This is a genomic window from Gottfriedia endophytica (assembly GCF_017814275.1).
GTDB classification, from domain to species: domain Bacteria; phylum Bacillota; class Bacilli; order Bacillales; family Bacillaceae_G; genus Gottfriedia; species Gottfriedia endophytica.
In genome coordinates this window covers 186,452-207,584 of record NZ_JAGIYQ010000004.1, presented here as the reverse complement: position 1 = coordinate 207,584, position 21,133 = coordinate 186,452, and the positions used below count along the sequence as shown (strand labels likewise).

Annotated in this window: 22 protein-coding genes; 1 reads left to right on the top strand and 21 read right to left on the bottom strand. The window is 34.9% G+C overall.

Translation table 11 applies throughout. From position 1 onward, the window contains the following. Positions 1-17: 17 nt before the first annotated feature. Entirely contained in the window at positions 18-626 is a 609-nt protein-coding gene (locus J5Y03_RS07685) for a TetR/AcrR family transcriptional regulator (protein WP_209404244.1), read from the top strand. A gap of 189 nt (positions 627-815) precedes the next feature. On the opposite strand, the gene J5Y03_RS07680 is transcribed toward J5Y03_RS07685, so the two are convergent. The 21 genes from J5Y03_RS07680 to glyA form a co-directional block, all read right to left on the bottom strand. After that, positions 816-1,217 (bottom strand): F0F1 ATP synthase subunit epsilon, encoded by a 402-nt coding sequence (locus J5Y03_RS07680; RefSeq protein WP_209404243.1) that lies wholly within the window; start codon positions 1,215-1,217, stop codon positions 816-818. 28 nt (positions 1,218-1,245) lie between these two features. Beyond that, positions 1,246-2,658: a F0F1 ATP synthase subunit beta gene (gene atpD, locus J5Y03_RS07675; protein ID WP_209404242.1), complete on the bottom strand. Its 1,413-nt coding sequence runs from the start codon at positions 2,656-2,658 to the stop codon at positions 1,246-1,248. An 84-nt stretch (positions 2,659-2,742) separates the two neighbouring features. Next, positions 2,743-3,597 carry an ATP synthase F1 subunit gamma gene (gene atpG / locus J5Y03_RS07670; protein ID WP_209404241.1) on the bottom strand — a complete coding sequence of 285 codons (855 nt, stop codon included), beginning with the start codon at positions 3,595-3,597 and terminating at the stop codon, positions 2,743-2,745. 74 nt (positions 3,598-3,671) lie between these two features. Next, complete coding sequence (gene atpA, locus J5Y03_RS07665; protein ID WP_209404240.1) at positions 3,672-5,180, bottom strand: F0F1 ATP synthase subunit alpha; 1,509 nt, start codon at positions 5,178-5,180, stop codon at positions 3,672-3,674. A gap of 22 nt (positions 5,181-5,202) precedes the next feature. Next, the gene (locus J5Y03_RS07660) at positions 5,203-5,742 is read right to left on the bottom strand and encodes a F0F1 ATP synthase subunit delta (RefSeq protein WP_209404239.1); all 540 of its coding nucleotides are present in this window, start codon (positions 5,740-5,742) and stop codon (positions 5,203-5,205) included. Further along, positions 5,739-6,248 carry a F0F1 ATP synthase subunit B gene (atpF, locus tag J5Y03_RS07655; protein WP_209404525.1) on the bottom strand — a complete coding sequence of 170 codons (510 nt, stop codon included), beginning with the start codon at positions 6,246-6,248 and terminating at the stop codon, positions 5,739-5,741. Before atpF ends, J5Y03_RS07660 begins: the two co-directional genes overlap by 4 nt. Before the next feature lie 197 nt (positions 6,249-6,445). Then, positions 6,446-6,661, bottom strand: a complete 216-nt coding sequence (gene atpE, locus J5Y03_RS07650) for a F0F1 ATP synthase subunit C (RefSeq protein WP_209404238.1) — start codon at positions 6,659-6,661, stop codon at positions 6,446-6,448. 73 nt (positions 6,662-6,734) lie between these two features. After that, the gene (gene atpB, locus J5Y03_RS07645) at positions 6,735-7,469 is read right to left on the bottom strand and encodes a F0F1 ATP synthase subunit A (protein WP_209404523.1); all 735 of its coding nucleotides are present in this window, start codon (positions 7,467-7,469) and stop codon (positions 6,735-6,737) included. A 1-nt stretch (position 7,470) separates the two neighbouring features. Beyond that, positions 7,471-7,851, bottom strand: coding sequence for an ATP synthase subunit I (locus tag J5Y03_RS07640; RefSeq protein WP_209404237.1), 381 nt, complete (start codon positions 7,849-7,851; stop codon positions 7,471-7,473). 3 nt (positions 7,852-7,854) lie between these two features. Beyond that, the gene (locus tag J5Y03_RS07635; protein WP_209404236.1) at positions 7,855-8,079 is read right to left on the bottom strand and encodes an AtpZ/AtpI family protein; all 225 of its coding nucleotides are present in this window, start codon (positions 8,077-8,079) and stop codon (positions 7,855-7,857) included. A gap of 249 nt (positions 8,080-8,328) precedes the next feature. Then, entirely contained in the window at positions 8,329-10,524 is a 2,196-nt protein-coding gene (locus tag J5Y03_RS19985; RefSeq protein ID WP_209404235.1) for a S8 family serine peptidase, read from the bottom strand. Between the two features lie 167 nt (positions 10,525-10,691). Further along, positions 10,692-11,993 (bottom strand): pyrimidine-nucleoside phosphorylase, encoded by a 1,302-nt coding sequence (locus J5Y03_RS07625; protein ID WP_209404234.1) that lies wholly within the window; start codon positions 11,991-11,993, stop codon positions 10,692-10,694. Positions 11,994-12,051: 58 nt separating this feature from the next. Continuing rightward, positions 12,052-12,651: an AmiS/UreI family transporter gene (locus J5Y03_RS07620; protein WP_209404233.1), complete on the bottom strand. Its 600-nt coding sequence runs from the start codon at positions 12,649-12,651 to the stop codon at positions 12,052-12,054. A 144-nt stretch (positions 12,652-12,795) separates the two neighbouring features. Continuing rightward, entirely contained in the window at positions 12,796-13,977 is a 1,182-nt protein-coding gene (locus tag J5Y03_RS07615) for a NupC/NupG family nucleoside CNT transporter (protein ID WP_209404232.1), read from the bottom strand. A 188-nt stretch (positions 13,978-14,165) separates the two neighbouring features. After that, positions 14,166-14,564, bottom strand: coding sequence for a cytidine deaminase (locus tag J5Y03_RS07610; RefSeq protein WP_209404230.1), 399 nt, complete (start codon positions 14,562-14,564; stop codon positions 14,166-14,168). A gap of 167 nt (positions 14,565-14,731) precedes the next feature. Beyond that, complete coding sequence (deoC, locus tag J5Y03_RS07605) at positions 14,732-15,394, bottom strand: deoxyribose-phosphate aldolase (RefSeq protein WP_209404228.1); 663 nt, start codon at positions 15,392-15,394, stop codon at positions 14,732-14,734. Positions 15,395-15,690: 296 nt separating this feature from the next. Next, positions 15,691-16,632 carry a sugar-binding transcriptional regulator gene (locus J5Y03_RS07600; protein WP_209404226.1) on the bottom strand — a complete coding sequence of 314 codons (942 nt, stop codon included), beginning with the start codon at positions 16,630-16,632 and terminating at the stop codon, positions 15,691-15,693. A gap of 99 nt (positions 16,633-16,731) precedes the next feature. Then, the gene (locus J5Y03_RS07595) at positions 16,732-17,370 is read right to left on the bottom strand and encodes a FusB/FusC family EF-G-binding protein (protein ID WP_209404224.1); all 639 of its coding nucleotides are present in this window, start codon (positions 17,368-17,370) and stop codon (positions 16,732-16,734) included. A gap of 381 nt (positions 17,371-17,751) precedes the next feature. After that, on the bottom strand, positions 17,752-18,015 hold the full coding sequence (locus J5Y03_RS07590) for a CD3324 family protein (protein ID WP_209404222.1): 264 nt from the start codon (positions 18,013-18,015) through the stop codon (positions 17,752-17,754). A gap of 429 nt (positions 18,016-18,444) precedes the next feature. Beyond that, a complete protein-coding gene (gene upp / locus J5Y03_RS07585; protein WP_209404220.1) occupies positions 18,445-19,074 on the bottom strand; it encodes a uracil phosphoribosyltransferase in 630 nt (209 codons plus the stop codon). A gap of 508 nt (positions 19,075-19,582) precedes the next feature. Beyond that, positions 19,583-20,824 carry a serine hydroxymethyltransferase gene (gene glyA, locus J5Y03_RS07580; RefSeq protein ID WP_209404218.1) on the bottom strand — a complete coding sequence of 414 codons (1,242 nt, stop codon included), beginning with the start codon at positions 20,822-20,824 and terminating at the stop codon, positions 19,583-19,585. Positions 20,825-21,133 lie beyond the last annotated feature (309 nt).

Genomic DNA, 21,133 nt, shown 5'->3' with positions numbered 1-21,133 from the left:
AAACAGGAGCGAGAATTATGTCTATAAAAAATGAATTAGATCCACGTGTTAAACGAACAAGATTATTATTGCAGGAAGCTCTTCTTTCACTTATGTCTGATAAAGAATTTGATGCGATAACTGTCCAAGATATCACTAAGCAAGCTGGAGTGAACCGTGCTACTTTCTATGCACATTACGAAGATAAATATCATATGATTAGGCAAATTTGCAGAGATATGCTTCAGCAACTAGTTCAGGCAACTAAATTTTTAGAGCCTTCAAATAATGTCCCACCGGAAGAAATGGCTTATCAATCATTTCTACACTTATTTGAACACATCGAAGAAAACAATTATTTTTATAAAGTTCTATTAAGTAGAAAAGGTTCTACTATTTTTATAAATAGAATGTACACATTACTACAAGAAAGCTATGAAAAGGCAATTCATTACCTACAACCGAATCACTTAAATATTAAAGTAGCTAATGATTTATTAACTAGCTATATTACAGGTGCGACAATGAGTACTATCAAAAACTGGTTAGAAAAGGATATGCCGTACACCCCGAGGTATATTGCTGAACAGCTTCTCTACCTTGCGAAAAATGGTATTTTTGTAGCAGCAGGGATTGGATCTAAATGATGCTGCTCTATAAAATTGGGTAATTCTGTCGGGTTTCAGTGTAGCCTACCAGGTTTTCTGTTATCCGGCGGAGTTTCCGGTTATTCTTCTGTTTTCTTAGTTATTCGCCATGATTTCAGTTATTCGGCCAATTTTCTAATTTAACAGCTAAAAAGGCAAAAAAAAAGAGAGCCACAAGGACTCTCTTTTTTATCTATGCTTCGCAACTTCTAAACGGTTAATTGCACGGCGAAGTGCATATTCTGCACGTTTAATATCTATTTCAGGACGGTGTTCCTGAATGCGTTGCTCAGCACGTTTTTTTGCTTCTACTGCGCGTTCAATATCAATTTCATTTGATAATTCTGCGGATTGAGCCAATATTGTAACGGCTTCAGGTCGAATTTCAATAAACCCACCACTTACAGCTACATAATCGGTACCAGCTTGTGTTTTAACTTTAACAGGTGCTGTTGCTAAAGGTGCAACAGTCGAAATATGCCCTGGTAAAATACCAAGCTCACCACTAGTTGCCTTTGTGCTGACAAAATCTGTTTCGCCTTCATATGCCGGTCCATTAGGAGTGACGATACTGACTTTCATTGTCTTCATACTAAACTCCTCCTAGGGTGCACCTTTATTATGCCATTGATTTTGCTTTTTCTACTACTTCTTCAATGCGTCCAACTAAACGGAAAGCATCTTCAGGTAGAGAATCATATTTACCTTCTAAGATCTCTTTAAATCCACTAACTGTTTCTTTTACAGGTACATAAGAACCTTTTTGTCCAGTGAACTGTTCTGCAACGTGGAAGTTTTGAGATAAGAAGAATTGGATACGACGTGCACGCGCTACGACTTGTTTGTCCTCTTCTGATAACTCATCCATACCTAAGATTGCAATGATATCTTGAAGTTCTTTATAACGTTGTAATGTTGATTGTACTTGACGAGCAACTTCATAATGCTCTTCACCAACGATATCAGGTGAAAGTGCACGAGAAGTTGAAGCTAATGGATCCACAGCTGGGTAAATACCCATTTCAGATAAACGACGCTCTAAGTTCGTTGTTGCATCTAAGTGAGCGAAAGTTGTAGCTGGAGCCGGGTCAGTATAGTCATCGGCTGGTACATAAATTGCTTGAATTGATGTAACAGAACCTTTATTTGTTGAAGTAATACGCTCTTGTAATTGACCCATTTCAGTTGCAAGTGTTGGTTGGTAACCTACCGCTGAAGGCATACGTCCTAATAACGCAGAAACCTCAGAACCTGCTTGAGTGAAACGGAAAATGTTATCGATAAAGAATAGAACGTCTTGTCCTTCTTCATCACGGAAATATTCAGCCATTGTTAAACCTGTTAAGGCAACACGTTGACGAGCTCCAGGTGGCTCATTCATTTGTCCGAATACCATCGCAGTTTTCTTGATAACACCAGAGTCGCTCATTTCATGGTAAAGGTCGTTCCCTTCACGAGTACGTTCTCCAACACCAGCGAATACTGAAAGACCACCGTGTTCTTGTGCGATGTTATTGATTAATTCTTGAATTAATACAGTTTTACCTACACCAGCACCACCGAATAGACCGATTTTACCACCTTTGATATAAGGAGCTAATAAGTCTACTACTTTGATACCTGTTTCAAGAATTTCAACTTTTGTAGTTAATTCTTCAAATGTTGGTGCCTGACGGTGAATAGGATCACGACGTACGTCTTCTCCAATTTCATCACCTAAGTCAATTTTATCACCTAACACGTTAAATACACGACCTAATGTCGCGTTACCAACTGGTACTGAAATTGGTTTTCCTGTGTTAACTACTTCCAATCCACGAACTACTCCGTCAGTGGAAGCCATAGCTACTGTACGAACAGTATCGTCACCTAAGTGAAGAGCAACTTCTAATGTTAAATCAATGTTTACTTCATTAGCGCTTGCAGCTTCATGACGAACTCTAAGTGCATGATAAATTTGTGGTAATTGGCCATTTTCGAACTTTACGTCTACTACAGGACCTAATACCTGAGTAATAATACCATTGCTCATCGCTTTTCCTCCTAGCATTGTTTCCTGAAACCGATCATTTTATCTGAATTGTTGTTAAAGATTCACAAGCTTGGTCCGCTTTGCTTATCCTAGAGCAGCTGCTCCACCAACAATCTCTGTAATTTCTTGCGTAATTGCAGCCTGACGGGCACGGTTGAAATGAAGCGTATACTTATGGATAACTTCATTAGCGTTGTCAGTAGCGTTTTTCATTGCAGTCATACGAGATGCATGTTCACTTGCTTTACTATCTAATAATGCACCGTAAATTAAGCTTTCTGCATATTGAGGTAATAAAACTTTTAAAATTTCATCTTCATCTGGCTCGAATTCATAATTCGTTGTTGCTTTCCCTGTGTCAATATCTGTTAATGGTAAAAGTTTCTTTTCAGTAACTTCTTGTGAAATTTTACTTATAAAATGGTTATAGAATAAGTTAAGTTCATCAAAAATACCATCTTCATACATTTGAATCGTACGGTTAGCAAACTTTTGAATATCTTCAAATGAAGGTTGATCAGGTACACCTAGTACTTCTTCAACGATTGGATATCCTAAACGTTTGAAATAGTCACGGCCAATTCGTCCAATTACTACAATTGCAAATTCATCATTTGATTGATGACGCTCTTTAATTGCATTTGTAACTGAACGAAGAACACTACTATTGAAAGCACCAGCTAAACCACGGTCTGATGTAATAACTATGTAACCTGTCTTTTTGACAGGACGAGTTACTAACATTGGATGTCTACTGTTCACACCTTTTGCAATGCTTCCAACTACTTCTTGCATTTTTTCCATATAAGGAACAAATTGCTTAGCATTTGTGTCAGCACGGTTAAGTTTTGCAGCAGAAACCATCTCCATCGCTTTTGTGATTTGGCTTGTTTTCTTTGTCGATTTAATTTTCGATTGTATATCACGTAATGATGCCACAGGTTTTCACCACCTTCTGATAAACAGTTAAAGGAAGGAAGAGCATTACACCCATTCCTTCATTTCATTTATTATTATTTAGATGCAACGAAGTTCTTTTTAAAGCCTTCGATTGCAGCTTTTAGTTTTGATTCGTCGTTAATTTTACCAGATGCTTTAATGTCAGCTAATACTTCTTTTGTATTGCTTTCCATCCAGTTAAGCATTTCATCTTCAAAGCGTGTTACGTCTTCAACTGGAACATCGTCAATTAATCCACGAGTTAATGCATAAAGAATCGCAACTTGCTTTTCCATTCTAAGTGGTTTGTGTAAACCTTGTTTTAATACTTCAACTGTACGAGCTCCACGGTTAAGTTTTGCTTGAGTTGCTTTATCTAAGTCAGAACCGAACGCAGCAAATGCTTCTAGCTCACGGAATGACGCTAAGTCAAGACGTAGCGTACCTGCAACTGTTTTCATCGCTTTTGTTTGCGCTGATCCACCTACACGTGATACAGAAAGACCCGCATTAATCGCTGGACGTACGCCAGAGAAGAATAAGTCAGACTGTAAGAAGATTTGTCCGTCAGTAATTGAAATTACGTTTGTTGGAATGTAAGCTGAGATATCACCAGCTTGTGTTTCAATGAAAGGTAGAGCTGTTAAAGAACCTCCGCCTAATTCATCGTTTAATTTTGCTGCACGCTCTAATAAACGAGAGTGTAAGTAGAAAACATCCCCTGGATAAGCTTCACGACCTGGAGGACGTTTTAATAGTAATGACAGCTCACGATAAGCAACAGCTTGTTTAGATAAATCATCATATACTACTAATACGTGTTTACCGTTGTACATGAACTCTTCACCCATTGTTACACCAGCAAAAGGAGCTAAGTATAACATTGGAGCAGGAGAAGATGCAGGTGCAGTTACTACGATTGTGTAATCTAAGGCACCATGTTTACGTAATGTTTCAACTAGACCACGAACTGTTGATTCTTTTTGGCCAATTGCCACATAGATACAGATCATATCTTGGTCTTTTTGGTTAAGGATTGTATCGATTGCTACAGCTGTTTTACCTGTTTGACGGTCCCCGATGATTAACTCACGTTGTCCACGACCGATTGGTACTAATGCGTCAATCGCTTTAATACCAGTTTGTAATGGCTCATGTACTGATTTACGTGCCATTACGCCAGGTGCTGCGTTTTCGATTGGACGAGTCTTTTGAGCATTAATTGGTCCTAAACCATCAACTGGTTGACCTAATGAATTAACTACACGACCGACTAGTTCTTCACCTACTGGTACTTGCATGATGCGGCCAGTACGACGAACTTCGTCTCCTTCTTTAATGCCAGTGTAAGGTCCTAAAATAACGATACCTACATTGTTTTCCTCTAAGTTTTGTGCTAGTCCCATTACGCCATTAGAGAATTCTACTAACTCTCCAGACATACATTGGTCAAGACCATGAGCACGAGCGATACCGTCACCAACTTGGATAACTGTACCAACATCACTAACTTCTATTTCAGTTTGGTAATTTTCAATTTGCTTTTTAATCAGCGCACTGATTTCTTCAGCTTTGATGCTCATGCATTTCACCCCTATCTACAATCTATTTTGCTATTAATTCACGTTCCATACGAGAAAGCTTATTTTTCAAGCTGCCATCAAAAATGCGATTTCCAACACGTACTTTATATCCACCAATAAGTGATGGGTCAATTTCGTTTGTTATACGAACTGCATTTTTATTAAGCTTTTGAGCAAATAACGCTCCGATTTTATCTAGCTCTTCTTTTGGCATTTCATTAACAGAATAAACAGTTGCATCCGCAATATTACGTGCTGCATTTGCAATTAATACATACTCATTTTCTAAATCAGGTATAATATTTAAACGCTGACGATCAACAAGTAAGCAAACTAAATTTAAAACTGTTTCTGAAATTGAAGAGAAAGTTTCATTTAAAACAGATTTCTTGCTTTCTTTTGTAATACCAGGATGTTGTAAAAATTTATGTAATTCTACATTTTGTACGTACTCTTTTTTCACAACATGTAAATCATGTTCAACGGTTTCTACTAAATTTTGTTCAGTAGCAATTTCAAAGAGAGCGTTTGCGTAGCGTTTTGCAACTAATTCGTTACTCATTTCGCGTCGCCTACCTCTTTAAGATATTGTTCAAAAATAGCAGATTGATCTTCTGATTTCACTTCTTTTTCAAGTACTTTTGAAGCAATTAATACAGATAGAGAAGCAACCTGTTGTTGGACTGATTGAATTGCAAGCTCTTTTTCGCGAGTAATTTCACGCTTAGCGTTTTCTTTCATATTTTCAGCTTCAGCTTTTGCTGCTGCAACGATTTGATCGCGCTGTACATCAGCTTGCTTTCTAGCTTTCTCAAGAAGTTCTTGTGCTTCTTTACGAGCTGCAACTAATTCTTTCTTTTGATCTTCTACTAATTTCATAGCTTCAGCATTGTTTTTCTCTGCTGAATCTAATTGATTCGAAATATGGTCTTCACGTTGTTTCATGATGCCCATTACTGGTCCTAAAGCGTACTTTCTCAGTAGTGCTAATAAGATTACGAAAATCACAAGTTGGAAAATAATATTGCCATAAGGAATTTTGCCAGCAGCTTCGCCTAAAACGAACATTGATCCGTTTAACACAATCCTTCACTCCTTTCAAAGGTTTCATTATTTATAAAATAAGCCGTCTATATTACTAGCCTTCCAAAAAAAAAGGAATGCTGAATGATCAATATTAATAAGTTTGAAGAAAGTGTCATAAAGGAATGGCGAAGTAAATGTGAACACAAACTTCGCCATTTTTATGTACAAAAAATTTAAAATTATTTTTGTCCGTAAACCATGAATGCGATAACTACCGCGATGATTGGAAGTGCCTCAACTAATGCAACCCCGATGAACATTAAAGTTTGTAAAGTTGAACGTAATTCTGGTTGACGAGCAACACCTTCTACTGTACGAGATACGATTAAACCATTACCAATACCAGCACCTAGTGCACCTAAACCAATTGCGATTGCCGCTGCGATTAAATTCATTTCAATTTTCCTCCTTATTAAACCTTATTTTTATTTTATATTAATTTTAACTAACTACTAAATTAATAATCTTTTAGTGCTCATCTGCAACTTTATGTGACAGATACACCATTGTTAACATAACAAAAATGAATGCTTGGATTGAACCAACGAATACAGAGAATCCTTGCCAAATCAGCATAGGAACAGCTGCAATTACAGTCCAAATGATTCCACCGCCTGTACTATGCGCATATGCATGAGTAGCCATTGTTGCAAGAAGACCTAATAAGATTTCACCAGCAAAAATGTTACCGTAAAGACGTAGACCTAACGTTAAAGTATTTGCTAATTCTTCAATAATCTTTAATGGGAATAAAAATGGCATTGGTTCAAAGAAACCTTTTCCATATCCCTTGAAACCCTTCATCTTCACACCATAATAGTGTGATAAACCAACTACTAGGGTTGCTAATGTTAATGTAATAAGTGGGTCAGATGTAGGTGATTTCCATACAGATTTACCATCAATAGAAATATCAAATGGAAGACCTAACATATTTGAAACAAAAATGTACATTAGCAGCGTTACACCTAATGTAAGGAAGCGACCACCTGTTTCCCAATCCATCGTACTGTTAATAATGTTTTTAACGAAATCTACGATCCATTCTAAGAAATTTTGTTTTCCCGTTGGACGTAATTGAAGATTTCTAGCGCATGTTACTGCGATCACAAAAACGATTAGTGCAGCAATAGTAGTCATAAGAATATTTGTTAATGTGAACGTTAAACCCAAAAATTCAATAGTATATGTACCGTGTTCCAATTTATTCACCTCTCTTCCTTCCAATAGATGTATGATGAAGCATAAAAATTATCATAACGACAAGATGTCCTGTCATTAGTCCAAAAACTAGTGCGGGTATGTTGACATAATCTTCATACCGAATGGCAATGACCATAGTTAGCGCCACCGCTGAAAGACAGAGTACCGTACCTAAAGAACGTACTTTTTGTTTTTTTAAGACTCTATCAAAGAAGGTATTAATCTTTCGATGAAGAATCCACATACAATAAAAACTTGTGACTGTCCCAAGAATCAGACCAGTGAAGATTGGTTTATAGGGTGTAATAGCAAAACCGAGCACGGAAGCTGACAAAATGTATAGCATGTATTGAATAAATTTTCTAAATTGTACTTTTTCCATGTTCTAGTCTCCTGATGAAAATCGCTGTATTAGTTTTAACGTCCCGTACACACCAGTTGCTAAGCCAAGAAGCAAACAAATGATTAAAAAAACTGGTACAGGCCAATGTAATTTTGAGTCAATCCACATACCTAGAAAAATTCCAATTAGTATACACCCAACAAGCTGGGCTAAAATGGAAGACATAAGTGCCATTGCCTTATAAGGTTGTTGCTTTTTTCCTTGCATAGACAACCCTCCATAATATACTTTTTTTCTGTAAATTGACGTATAACCACAATTACTATTTTACAACGTTTGTGACCATTTTCCCTACTTTTATTTGATTTGTTCACAAAATGTTCAAAAAGAATCAACTAGAAAGGGTTTTCATGTTGCTTTTCTTCTTTTAAACAGTCACATTTAGCATACAATATGTTACAAAAATGTGTCAATCTCAAATATTAGAAAATGATTAAAAATTTCAAGAAAATTGAACTATTCTTCGACATATGTTTTTGCCACATTTACGTAAGACTCAATTGCACTTTCATATTGTTTTCGCTTATAAAATATGACAAATTTAAACACACCTTTTTTTGGAAAGTTCGACAGAATCAGTTCTTTTTTGATAATTCCTCGTTTACTATTTTTTTGTTCATCAATGATACTAACAAATCGGAATGTTTCTGCTTCAAAAACTGCAATTTTATATTCTTCCACTTTGCTCGGCAGATATAATTCATATTTGTATTTATTTGTTCCTTTTACCTTGCCGAAATGAAAACCCATTACTGATGGAAAATTAGGTTCTCCTTGCAAAAGTAAGAATGGCACTCTTAATTTTTCTGTATCCGTAACAATCGATAATGCCCCATCATAAAAACCATCCTTCAAAAGTTTTGTTTGAATCATTGCTTTGATTTCAATCAACTTTGAAGAATAAGGTGGTAATGTAAGATTCGTTGGCAAAATCCACTGAATTCCTTTCGTTACATTTGACTCAGTTAATACAACTTGCTTTTTTGCTCCTGAAGTATTTTTAATTTTGATACGAAAGCTTTTTTGTACATTTCCTTGGTTAGTCTTAGTAACACCTAATGAAAGTGAAGTTGGATAAACTAACGTTTCTGTTTTCAAGGCATTATTAATATTTAACCGACCTGCACCTTGTTCGTATGCATGATATAAGGATTTTTTATTGCGATATAATGGTGTAGCCGTATTAACTAACGCACTTTTCAAATCGTTTGGCGTCCATTTTGGGTGTAATTGCTTTAACAATGCTGCTGCTCCTGCTACGTGAGGGCTTGCCATGCTCGTACCTTGAAGTGATAAATATCCTCCTGGAATTGTACTTTTTATTTCAACACCTGGAGCTACCAAATCAGGTTTCATCTGCCATGTACCGGTTACCGGACCTCTAGAACTAAAACTTGCAAGTACATCAACTTTTTTTTCTTTATCAATTTGGATGTAGCGTTTCTTTTTATTAATTAACCCTTTTAACCATTCTCCATTTTTTTTTGATATAGTAGCTGCTGGAATCTTAAATTCCCCTTTTACTTTTCCAGCAAAATTTCCATCTTCATTGTTGTAAACAATAACTCCTTTTGCTCCCTTAATCTGTGCATTTTTCACTTTGTCAGAAAACGTAATTTTCCCTCTTTGAATTAAGACAATTTTATTTTTGACGCGCTTTAAGTCACTTATTTCACCTAATCCCCCATCAACAATTTGAAATTTTAAATTCGGTTTCCACTTAGGCGTCCCTACCATCGGAGTGATGATTTTTTCTTTCCCATTAATGAGAATCGAAGGGAAATATAACGGGGGATAACTCGCCCCGACAGAAAGTGCTTTAGATGATGTTGCTGGTGAACCAACTGACCATAGTGCTGGTCCAGAATTACCCGCAGCTGTAATAGCTAATATCCCTTTTTCATCAACTTTATTTAAGGCAATACTTGTTGGCCAATCGGGACCGTTGACATCATTTCCAAGTGATAAATTAAGAATATCAACCCGATCCTTTACGGCTCTTTCAATAGCAGCAATGACAGTTTCTGTTGTTCCATAGCCTCCCGGTCCAAGTGCACGATAAATATATAGTTTAGCTTTTGGAGCTACTCCTTTCTGTTTTCCATTTGCTGCTATAACTCCGGCCACATGCGTTCCATGAAATGTACTTAAATCTTCTTGTTTCGTTTCCATTGGATCTTTATCTAAATCAATTGTGTCATAACCTCCTGCATAATTTCTTTTTAAATCAGGATGGTTATAATCAATCCCAGTGTCTATTATCCCTACCTTTATTCCCTCTCCTGTAACCATTCGACCTTTTGGATCTTTTAACTTTCTCGCTTGGTTTGCTCCTACAAAAGGGACACTTTCTTCTAAATGCGCTGAATAAGTTTTAACAAAATGCATTTCATTAACTGATGGAATTTTTGTAAGTAGAGTGAGATCTTGCAGTGAGCCAGCGACAGATATTCCATAAAAAGTTTCAGTAAAACGATGTCTTATTTTCACATTAGGATAATCTTGTTTAATTAAATGCAGCACTTGACGAATAGACCCTTCCTTTAAAGAAAGAAGTGCTACTTGATCTTGGTCTTTAGCACTTGAATGACTCGGTAATGAAGATGCCAGAAAAATGATTAATAAGATAGTGACAGTCAGTCTTTTTAGCATAAATAATACGTTCTCCTCAGAAAAAAGATTTCCATTAGCTTTTGTTAATGACCTATTGTCTATGTATCTAAATGATTTTTCTTTTTCACTCTTCACAAACTTACCAATAAAACAGAAATGTCCAAAATAAAAAAAGCTCCCTCCTAAGAGAAAGCTTTTTTCCAATATTATTCAGTTACAACACTATATACTAAAGTTGGTGCTTCTGCTTTATCAGCAATTTTGATGTTTTTATAGATTATGTTCATTACGTCTTCAACGTTCTCTTTGTTAGAGTGGATTGTTACTAATGAATCTCCAGCCTCTACTTTATCACCAATTTTTTTGTTTAACATTAACCCTACAGCTAAGTCAATTTCAGATTCTTTTGTAGCGCGTCCAGCACCTAAGATCATCGCAGCAGTTCCAATTTCATCAGCAACGATTTCAGATACTACGCCATTTTCTTTTGCAGGTACTTCAATTTTAAATTTAGCTTGAGGTAATTTTTCTGGTTGATCTACTACAGAAGCATCTCCACCTTGACCAGCTAAGAATACTTTGAACTTTTCAAGCGCTTTACCGTTCGCCATTACTTCTTTCAGTTTAGCCTCTGCTTCTTCTAATGAGCTTGCTTTGCCAGCTAAGTAAACCATTTGACTTCCTAGTACTAAACATAGTTCTTCTAAGTCTTTTGGTCCTTTACCTTGTAATGTATCAATCGCTTCTTTTACTTCTAATGCATTACCAATTGCAAAACCAAGTGGTTGGCTCATATCAGAGATAACTGCCATTGTTTTACGACCAACGTTATTACCGATGCTTACCATTGCATGTGCTAATTCTTTTGCATCTTCAACTGTTTTCATAAATGCTCCAGCACCTGTTTTTACATCAAGTACAATCGCATCTGCACCAGCTGCAATTTTTTTACTCATAATTGAACTTGCGATTAATGGAATAGAGTTTACTGTTGCAGTAACATCTCTTAAAGCATATAACTTTTTATCAGCTGGTGTTAAGTTACCAGATTGACCAATAACAGCAATTTTGTCTTTATTTACTAATTCAATAAATTGCTCATTAGTGATTTCAACATGGAAACCTTCAATAGATTCTAATTTATCGATTGTACCACCTGTATGACCAAGGCCACGTCCAGACATTTTAGCAACCGGTACATCAAGTGCTGCAACAAGTGGAGCTAAAACTAAAGTTGTTGTATCACCTACACCACCAGTTGAATGTTTATCTACTTTAATGCCTTCAATCTCAGATAAATCAATTGTATCTCCAGAGTTTACCATCGCCATTGTTAAATCAGCACGCTCTTGGTCATTCATATCTTTGAAAAAGATTGCCATTGCTAATGCACTCATTTGATAATCAGGTACATCCCCATTTGTGTAACCTTTAATAATAAACTGAATTTCTTCTGTTGTTAAAGCATGTCCTTCACGTTTTTTTTCAATTAAATCTACCATTCTCATTGTAATCTTGCTCCTTTAATTTGAGTTTTGATGATTTTTATATATAAAATCCAATTTCTTATTTAGCAATTTTTTTCAATTTAATTTCATTAACTATAAAATAGCCTATCGAAATTGCCAAGATAATATACCAAGCTTTTATTAAATATTGATTTTGCCAAATCCCAAGAAGTGTCAAAAAAGCCGGAATAGTAAGGGTTATCCAAGACTGTATAAAAGCAACACAACCTACATGGTGATCAATCTTTTTATTTAATACCAATGAGGCAAAAAATAAATACCAAAGATAAGCCCACATTAACCATATTACTCCATTTAAAATATCATGGAAATGAATAAAGTATACAAGACCATACATTACAGCCATAATCGATACCCAAATTGAATACCATCCCAATCCATTTCCATTAAGATTCATTAGTGTTGTTAAACCAACATATAAATACGTAAAACCAAATAAGAAAATGGCAGAAGTGTTGAAGATTGCCCACGGATCATTATTAGGGGTAGTAGTCAATAAATAAAAGGGTACGATGACTTGAAGTAGTCCCACAAATAAGTTAAAAACCGCAATTGCTTTTGCGTCTGCTTTTTTTAACAAAACAAGACTATTTAGAAATAAAGTTGCTCCTGAAAAAAGTAAACCTATAGTAGACATAGTTTTTCTTTTGAAAATTAGATTCTGTGTCTAACTTCCAATACCCTCCTCTTTATATTGCATAATATTGAAATTTTTTCACATTCTAAAATGAAAAATTGAACGTCCAATCAACAAAGTCAATTGAACGTTCATTACAATTTTTTAAATAATAACACTTACAATTACTGATGTTAAAATACTAACTAATGTTGCACCAAATAATAATTTAAGTCCGAAACGCGCAACTACATTAGCTTGCTTTTCATGTAATCCTTTTACTGCACCCGAAATAATACCAATTGACGAAAAGTTTGCAAATGATACTAAGAATACAGAAATAATCCCTAATGTACGTGGTGAGAATTGATGAGCTTGTTTAGCTAAATCCATCATCGCCACGAATTCATTTGAAACAAGTTTTGTCGCCATAATGCTACCAGCATTTACTGCCTCATGAAGTGGTATACCCATAATGAATGCAATCGGTGCAAAAACATAACCAAGAATTCCTTGGAAAGAGATACCGAAAACCATATTAAAGATGTCATTAATTGCACTAATTAATGCTACAAAACCAATTAACATTGCTGCAACAACAATCGCTACTTTAAAACCATCCATAATATATTCGCCAAGCATTTCAAAGAATGATTGTTTCTCTTCTTCTTGTACTTCAAGAATATCTTCTTCTGGTGTTACTGTATAAGGATTTATAATTGACGAAATAATAAATCCACCGAATAAGTTCAGAACCATTGCTGTTACGACATATTTTGGTTCAATCATTGTCATATAAGCACCAACGATTGACATTGAAACAGTTGACATCGCTGAAGCACAAAGTGTATATAAACGATGTTTCGGCAGGAGACCAATTTGTTTTTTTACAGAAATAAATACTTCAGATTGTCCTAAAATTGCCGATGCAACAGCATTATAAGACTCTAATTTACCCATTCCATTAATTTTACTTAAGACTAAACCAATATATTTAATGACAAATTGTAATATTTTTGTGTATTGTAAAATCCCGATTAATACTGAGATAAATATTATCGGTAATAATACTCCTAAGAAGAATGAACTTGCTCCGTTATTTAAAAGACCTCCGAAAACAAAGTTCACACCATCACCAGCGTATTCGAATAACTTTCCAAATACATCAGCAAATCCCTGAATACATACAAGACCAAACTTAGTATTTAACAAAATATATCCTAAAACAATTTGTATTACGATCATTACGATAATAGGACGAATTTTAACTTGTTTACGGTTACTACTAGCGAAATACGCTATCCCTAATACAACAAGTAATCCTAATGCTGCTATAAGATACTTCATATTATTCCTCCGTCAGATGTATAAATATACTAGATGATTTGCAATTTATTCAATCTGCTAAAAAATATATTATACAGGTAAAACATTAAAATTGCTTTATTTTTTATCATTTTTTCAATGATTACTAATCAACTAGTATGTTAGAGCGTCTTCAACAACTGGAAAAAAATCTAAACGGACCGGTTACCTTATTTATTTAAATCGCTAGAAGCAAAGAATCCAGGTAATAGACGATCAATGGTCGTTACTTCAACATCACCTTTTAGATTAGCTAAAATGATTTGTGTCTTTTCATGACAAAACTCTGCTATAACTTGCCTGCAAGCTCCGCACGGAGAAACTGGACCATCTGTATCAGCAACGATTGCAATCGCTTCTACTTTCGACTCACCCTCTGATACCGCTTTAAAAATTGCTGTTCTCTCAGCACAATTTGTAAGACCGTATGAAGCGTTTTCAACATTACAACCACTATATACTTTTTGATTAGTTGTTAAAATCGCCGCTCCGACTTTAAACTTTGAATAAGGTGCATAAGCAAAATCTCTTGCCTCTATCGCTTTTTTTACTAATTGATCTGCATTCATTTTTTTCACCTCAAAAATTATTGGTAAAATGATGTTAAATAATCGTGGAAAGAGTATTTATGTAGAAAAAGGAAAGGATAATAGGCAATCTCCAAACTATAAAAATAGTTTTAGTAGAATGCAAGATTTCCTACTTATCCTTTCACTCTTTTCTTCATTCAATAATCTTAATATGATGTAGTTGTTTCGCCGTTTACAAGTTTTACACCTGAACTTGTACCGATACGATTAGCTCCAGCTTCTACTACGTTTTTCATATCTTCTAAGCTACGTACACCACCAGATGCTTTAACGCCAACGTTTTCGCCAACTACTTTACGCATAAGAGCTACGTCTTCTACAGTTGCTCCACCAGTTGAAAATCCTGTTGATGTTTTTACAAAGTCTGTACCAGCTTTTACAGATAATTCACAAGCACGAATTTTTTCTTCTTCAGTTAGTAAGCAAGTTTCAATAATTACTTTTACTAAAGCCTTACCTTTTGCAGCTTCAACTACTGCACGAATATCTTTTTCAACTAATTCGTCGTTTTTATCTTTTAATGCACCGATGTTGATAACCATATCAACTTCCCCAGCACCGTTTTCAATCGCATTTTTTGTTTCAAATGCTTTTGTTTCAGGCGTGTTAGCTCCTAAAGGGAATCCAATAACAGTGCAAACCTTTACATTTGATTCTTTTAATAATTCTGCAGCATAAGAAACCCATGTTGGATTTAAACAAACAGATGCAAAATTATATTCTTTCGCTTCTTCGATCAGTTTTGTAACTTCAGCTTTAGATGCATCCGCACGTAATAAAGTATGGTCAATTAAATTTGTAAAATCCATTTATATCCGCTCCTATTTGAAACACATTTTTCAATATTGGATTATTGCTTAAATGTATTAGATTTTTATTATAATAGGTCGTTAGATGTCTGACAACCTATTTAAAGTACATTTTTACTATATCACCAGCTTGAACTTTTGTAAAATGGTTTATGAAATTATGTTCAACTCCAGAGGATTAGATTTTCCCTTAAAAGGAAAAACAACCCATCCTACTTGAAAGCGAATACATAACAAAATAAAAAAAGCACAGACAGGTTTCCTCAATGGATTCCGCTCGTGCTTATTCAACATTGTCATTCTAACTCTAGCAAGTGTTTAGCTGTAAACTGATCCGTAATTAAATAATTGGCATATTTTCCGGAAAGCGCTCCATGGATTGCCTCAATTTTTTTCTCTCCACCTGCGATTAAAATTGATTTTTCTTTTTTCTTTAATTCTTCTAATTCGATTCCAACTGTTCTTTTATCAATTATTTCACTGAAAATTTCTCCTGATTCAGTAAAAAATCGAGAGCAAATATCTCCAACAGCATGTTGCTGAATGTCTTTTTCTTCTTCTTTGTTAAAATAGCCAACTCGAAATAGTAATGCATTCTTTTTCACAGTTCCAACTGTAAATACTGCAACATTTGCCTGTTTCCCCATTTCAATAATTCGTCTAATATGGCGATCAGATTCAACCATCTTCTTTACTTCAGGGTTATCGAATATGATTGGTAAGGGTAAATAACGAGGAATTGTATTAAAAGCTTCAGCAAACAAATTTACTGTTTCTGAGGCATATGTATTTACTTGGGATTGACTGATACCACCATTTAATTGAATGACTTCTACACCCTTCACTCGCTTCTTTTTCAAGTTAGTCGCAATGTGGTACATTGTGTTCCCCCAAGTAACACCTACAATATCACCATCCGTTACAATTTCATTCAATAACTCAGCTGCTCTTTTCGCAATAAATTGAATGATTTCGTTATCATCATTTATGGGAGAGTTACACACTAATACAGTATGTAAGCCATATTTACTTTTTACCTTTCTTGCTAATTCTTTATTATTTTCCATGGGATCCATAATTTCTATACGAACAAAACCTAATTCCTTTGCTTGTTGAAGAAGTCTAGAAATTGTTGGGCGTGATACCCCTAATTTTTTCGCTATTTCCTGCTGACTTAAATCTGACTCATAATATAATCTCGCAGCATCTATAATTAATCGTTGTTTTCCTTTTTCCACTTTGGTTCATCTCACTTTTCTGTAAAACAATGGTAAAGTTGTTATTTATTACTTTAGTACAAAATATTATAAAAATGTAACACAACTTTACCAGTTAACTCAACTTTTGAGCCGCACAATAAAATCATTCAACTTATCTAACGTTGCTATATTTTGATTACATTTTTGACTATCTTGGCAAATATGATTCCCTCTTTTTATATACGTACCTTGAACTGAACCTTTTATTTCTGTTAGAAACATTCCTACTTCTTCAAATCGATTACATAGTACACAAATACCTTTTTTATTTAAGCTTGAAAATGTTCCTTGTATCCCTATAAGCTTATTTTGCTGTTCTGTTATGATAAATTTTTTGTTTGAACCTTTATCATCCCAGCTCAAGTAAGATAACTCTTTTAAATCTATATTCTCCATTGATGGAAGCTTTAACTTCTTTGCTTTTGGAAATAATTTTTTTAATGTTTGCTCAGTTACCTCTTTAAAAGGAATTACATATGGCTTTAATTGTAATAAAAATGCTTCTTCATCAGATTTATCTATAATAGTGTGAATGGGATCGATCATATTTTTTTGCTCATCATTCATATCCATGAACAATTTGAACACTTTTTCTTTTGAAATCTCTTTTAACGCACGAAGAACATCTTTATCGTTTGTCATCGAATGGCCATTAATTAAAATCTGTGTCTGGGCTTTTATAAAATTATACTGGTCATTTCTTAAAAATGGTTCCATTTTTATCTCTCCTAAACAGATTGTAGCTATTTTGTATCTATTTTATGAGATAAATTAAAGAAAGAAAATGTATAGAATAACTTAAAATTAAATTTGCCATATAAAAAACAAGGCTGTTTTCGTGTACATTGTTCCTATTTTAGAATTCGTTACAACTCCAGGTTGCTCCCTTTCCGTGGGGCGTGAGCTGAGCCTCCTCGTCGCTTACGCTCCTGCGGGGTCTCAGCCTTCCCGCTATTCCCACAGGAGTCTCGCACCTTCCGATGTAATCAACTTCTGTCTTTAAAATTAAAATCTATAAGCAACTATCATTTAGAAAAAAGCCAAAATCAAAGCACTAATAATCCATTTTCACGATCATTAGTGCCTTATTTTCTATCGTTATTTAGAGTAAACAATTTTCTTTATTGTTTCTATTGAAAGATAATATTCCTCACCTAATTGATGAATACTCCTACCATTTTTAAATGCATTTCGAATTGAAGTATTTCGATCATCAATTAGTTTCCTTCCACCAGAACGTGTACCCCATTTTTGATAAGTCTTTTCAGGTTTGGGGATATAAATTATTTCACCTTGAACATACTTTTGAATTTCTGCTAATAATTCTTTTGGTAAAATAGTATTCGCTTTTACATATTTCATTTCTGCCGGCCCCTTATTCTTTAATTAAAAATAAAAATAAGGTGCAAAGCCGAATAGTAGAAATGATGATATACGCTTATTTGGGCGATTTATTTCAAGAAAGTCCACCCCATGCAAAGTATCGCCTTTCTAATATTAGGCTTTGCATGAGTCGCTTTAGTGTTTGGCAATACCAAATTACTTGCCATTGTTTACACCTCCTAAAAACTAAAATAAGCTTCCAGTTTTAGTTTATTCAAATAATTTTAATAATAATTTCTTTTTCATTATTATACATAAAACAAATGCTCATTGCATCTTGTCACTTTAAATAGGAGTTTTCGTAAACTTTGTAGCCAACAACGAGAGTAGTTAATTAGAACATAGGGTTGAAAAAACATTAAAGAAAAAACAGTCCTCTAAAATAAGAGAACTGTTAACTCATCGACATTATTTAGTTCCGAATAAACGGTCGCCAGCATCGCCTAAACCTGGAATGATGTAACCATGATCATTTAGCTTTTCATCTAATGCAGCGATGTAAATATCAACATCTGGATGTGCATCTTGTAATACTTTAACCCCTTCAGGAGCAGCAATTAAGCACATGAATTTAATATGTTTAGCTCCACGGTTTTTTAACGAGTTAATCGCTTCAACAGCAGAACCACCCGTTGCTAACATTGGATCAATTACAATAAAATCACGTTCAGTCACATCAGTTGGTAATTTTACATAGTATTCTACCGGCTTTAAAGTTTCAGGATCACGGTATAAACCAACATGTCCAACTTTTGCAGCTGGAACTAACTTCAAGAAACCATCAACCATTCCTAAGCCCGCACGTAGAATCGGAACGATCCCTAGTTTTTTACCAGAAATGACATTTGCCTTCGCTTTTGCAACTGGTGTCTCGATTTCAATTTCTTCAAGTGGAAGGTCACGAGTAATTTCAAACGCCATTAATCCTGCTACTTCATCAACTAATGCGCGAAATTCCTTTGTACCAGTACTTTTCTTACGAATTAATGTTACTTTATGCTGTATAAGTGGGTGATCAAAAACATAAATTTTACTCATTTATTCCGCTCCTTCCAACTTCTAACATCTATCATTTATATACTCCTATGAATTTTACAGAAAGTTTTAAGAGAATTCAAGTAAGATTATGTGAACGTTTTTATATTTGATTATTTTTACTATTAAGTTATTTAATGCGATGGCACTGAAAAAAAAGATTATTGCTATTAGCAAAAATCCACTCGCTTTCCGCAAGAGTCTCACAGATATTGTTGCTATATAGAAATGAGAGAAGTTGATTTCCGCTCCAGGATACTCGCTTTCCGTGGGGCGGTCGGTGAGCCTCCTCGTCGCTAACGCTCCTGCGGGGTCTCACCTGTCCCGCTGTTCCCACAGGAGTCTCGCACCTTCCACTACAATCAACTACAGTATCAACGTTTTGCTTGAACAATATCATATTTAAACAAAAATAATCTCTAATAGAGCTAATTCCTATAAAAACCCTAAAGATCGAACACAAAGAAGACTAGCACCTATTAATTTAGATGCTAGTCGTATTCACTAATTATTATTTGTTAGGATATAACTCATATTTACCAGAAAGTGCTGCTACTCGTTGACGAGATGTTTCTAAAACAGCTTCGTCTTCTGGGTTTTTAAGTGTTTCTGCAATGATTGATGCAATTTCATCCATATCTTCTAATGTAAAGCCACGTGATGTTACTGCAGCAGTACCAATTCGGATTCCACTTGTAACGAATGGGCTTGCTGGATCAAATGGGATTGTATTCTTATTACAAGTAATACCAATTTCATCAAGAACATGCTCTGCTACTTTACCAGTTAAGTTTAAAGAACGCACATCAATTAAGATTAGATGGTTATCTGTACCACCAGAAACTAATTGAATTCCTTCTTTTTGTAATCCTTCTGCAAGACGTTTTGCATTTTCAATAATAGATTTTGCGTATTGAGTAAAATCTTCTTGAAGAGCTTCCCCAAATGCTACTGCTTTAGCTGCAATAACGTGCATTAATGGACCACCTTGAATTCCAGGGAAAATAGACTTATCAATTGCTTTCGCATATTCTTCTTTACAAAGAATCATTCCACCACGAGGTCCACGTAATGTTTTATGAGTAGTTGTTGTCACAAAATCAGCGTAAGGTACTGGGCTAGGATGAAGGCCAGCTGCTACTAAACCTGCAATATGAGCCATATCAACCATTAAGTATGCTCCAACTTCATCTGCGATTTCACGGAATTTCTTAAAATCGATTTCTCTTGGATATGCACTTGCACCAGCGACAATTAATTTTGGTTTGTGTACGCGTGCTTTTTCAAGTACATCTTCATAATTAATTGTTTGAGTGTTTTCGTCTACACCATATTCAACAAAGTTATATTGTAATCCACTAAAGTTAACAGGGCTTCCGTGTGTTAAGTGACCACCATGAGATAGGTTCATACCTAATACAGTATCGCCATGTTTTAAAATTGTAAAATAAACTGCCATGTTTGCTTGTGCGCCTGAATGCGGTTGAACGTTTACATGCTCTGCACCAAATAACTGTTTTGCTCGATCTCTTGCAATATTTTCTGCAATATCAACATACTCACAGCCACCATAGTAACGTTTAGAAGGATATCCTTCCGCATATTTGTTTGTTAAAACAGAGCCTTGAGCTTCCATTACCGCTTCACTTACAAAGTTTTCGGATGCAATTAACTCAATTTTAGAGCGTTGTCTACCAAGTTCTAGTTGAATAGCTTCGAATAATGACGGGTCTTGCACTTTTAAATTTTCCATTTTAACATCCCCCTTATTAAAAAAACGAACAATCAAACTTTTTTTTTGAATAACATTCGAAAATAACCTAATTTCCACTTTATTTTACCACGATAATTCGAAATTTGGGAGTTTTTTTAACAGTTTGTTTAAAAAATCATTTTTTAATTATTTTTTAGAATAGTAAATAAAAGCTAATCAATTTAACTTTTGAATAATAAAAAAGGAATCCCTCTAATTCTTATTGAGATTCCTTCTATGTAACTGCCTTTATTTCTAACTCATTCATTCAATTATTTTTTGTAGTATGCATCTTTCCCTGAGCATACT

Excerpts from the sequence above, each read along its gene's own strand:
- J5Y03_RS07640 (WP_209404237.1), bottom strand. The coding sequence starts at position 7,851 with ATGGAAAAAGTACAATTTAGAAAATTTATTCAATACATGCTATACATT.
- J5Y03_RS07595 (WP_209404224.1), bottom strand. The coding sequence starts at position 17,370 with ATGGAACCATTTTTAAGAAATGACCAGTATAATTTTATAAAAGCCCAG.
- J5Y03_RS07635 (WP_209404236.1), bottom strand. The coding sequence starts at position 8,079 with ATGCAAGGAAAAAAGCAACAACCTTATAAGGCAATGGCACTTATGTCT.
- deoC (WP_209404228.1), bottom strand. The coding sequence starts at position 15,394 with ATGGATTTTACAAATTTAATTGACCATACTTTATTACGTGCGGATGCA.
- J5Y03_RS07660 (WP_209404239.1), bottom strand. The coding sequence starts at position 5,742 with ATGAGTAACGAATTAGTTGCAAAACGCTACGCAAACGCTCTCTTTGAA.
- atpA (WP_209404240.1), bottom strand. The coding sequence starts at position 5,180 with ATGAGCATCAAAGCTGAAGAAATCAGTGCGCTGATTAAAAAGCAAATT.
- J5Y03_RS07590 (WP_209404222.1), bottom strand. The coding sequence starts at position 18,015 with ATGAAATATGTAAAAGCGAATACTATTTTACCAAAAGAATTATTAGCA.
- J5Y03_RS07615 (WP_209404232.1), bottom strand. The coding sequence starts at position 13,977 with ATGAAGTATCTTATAGCAGCATTAGGATTACTTGTTGTATTAGGGATA.
- J5Y03_RS07685 (WP_209404244.1), top strand. The coding sequence starts at position 18 with ATGTCTATAAAAAATGAATTAGATCCACGTGTTAAACGAACAAGATTA.
- J5Y03_RS07620 (WP_209404233.1), bottom strand. The coding sequence starts at position 12,651 with ATGTCTACTATAGGTTTACTTTTTTCAGGAGCAACTTTATTTCTAAAT.
- upp (WP_209404220.1), bottom strand. The coding sequence starts at position 19,074 with ATGAGTAAAATTTATGTTTTTGATCACCCACTTATACAGCATAAAGTA.
- J5Y03_RS19985 (WP_209404235.1), bottom strand. The coding sequence starts at position 10,524 with ATGCTAAAAAGACTGACTGTCACTATCTTATTAATCATTTTTCTGGCA.
- atpE (WP_209404238.1), bottom strand. The coding sequence starts at position 6,661 with ATGAATTTAATCGCAGCGGCAATCGCAATTGGTTTAGGTGCACTAGGT.
- atpF (WP_209404525.1), bottom strand. The coding sequence starts at position 6,248 with ATGTTCGTTTTAGGCGAAGCTGCTGGCAAAATTCCTTATGGCAATATT.
- J5Y03_RS07625 (WP_209404234.1), bottom strand. The coding sequence starts at position 11,993 with ATGAGAATGGTAGATTTAATTGAAAAAAAACGTGAAGGACATGCTTTA.
- glyA (WP_209404218.1), bottom strand. The coding sequence starts at position 20,824 with ATGGAAAATTTAAAAGTGCAAGACCCGTCATTATTCGAAGCTATTCAA.
- J5Y03_RS07610 (WP_209404230.1), bottom strand. The coding sequence starts at position 14,564 with ATGAATGCAGATCAATTAGTAAAAAAAGCGATAGAGGCAAGAGATTTT.
- J5Y03_RS07680 (WP_209404243.1), bottom strand. The coding sequence starts at position 1,217 with ATGAAGACAATGAAAGTCAGTATCGTCACTCCTAATGGACCGGCATAT.
- atpD (WP_209404242.1), bottom strand. The coding sequence starts at position 2,658 with ATGAGCAATGGTATTATTACTCAGGTATTAGGTCCTGTAGTAGACGTA.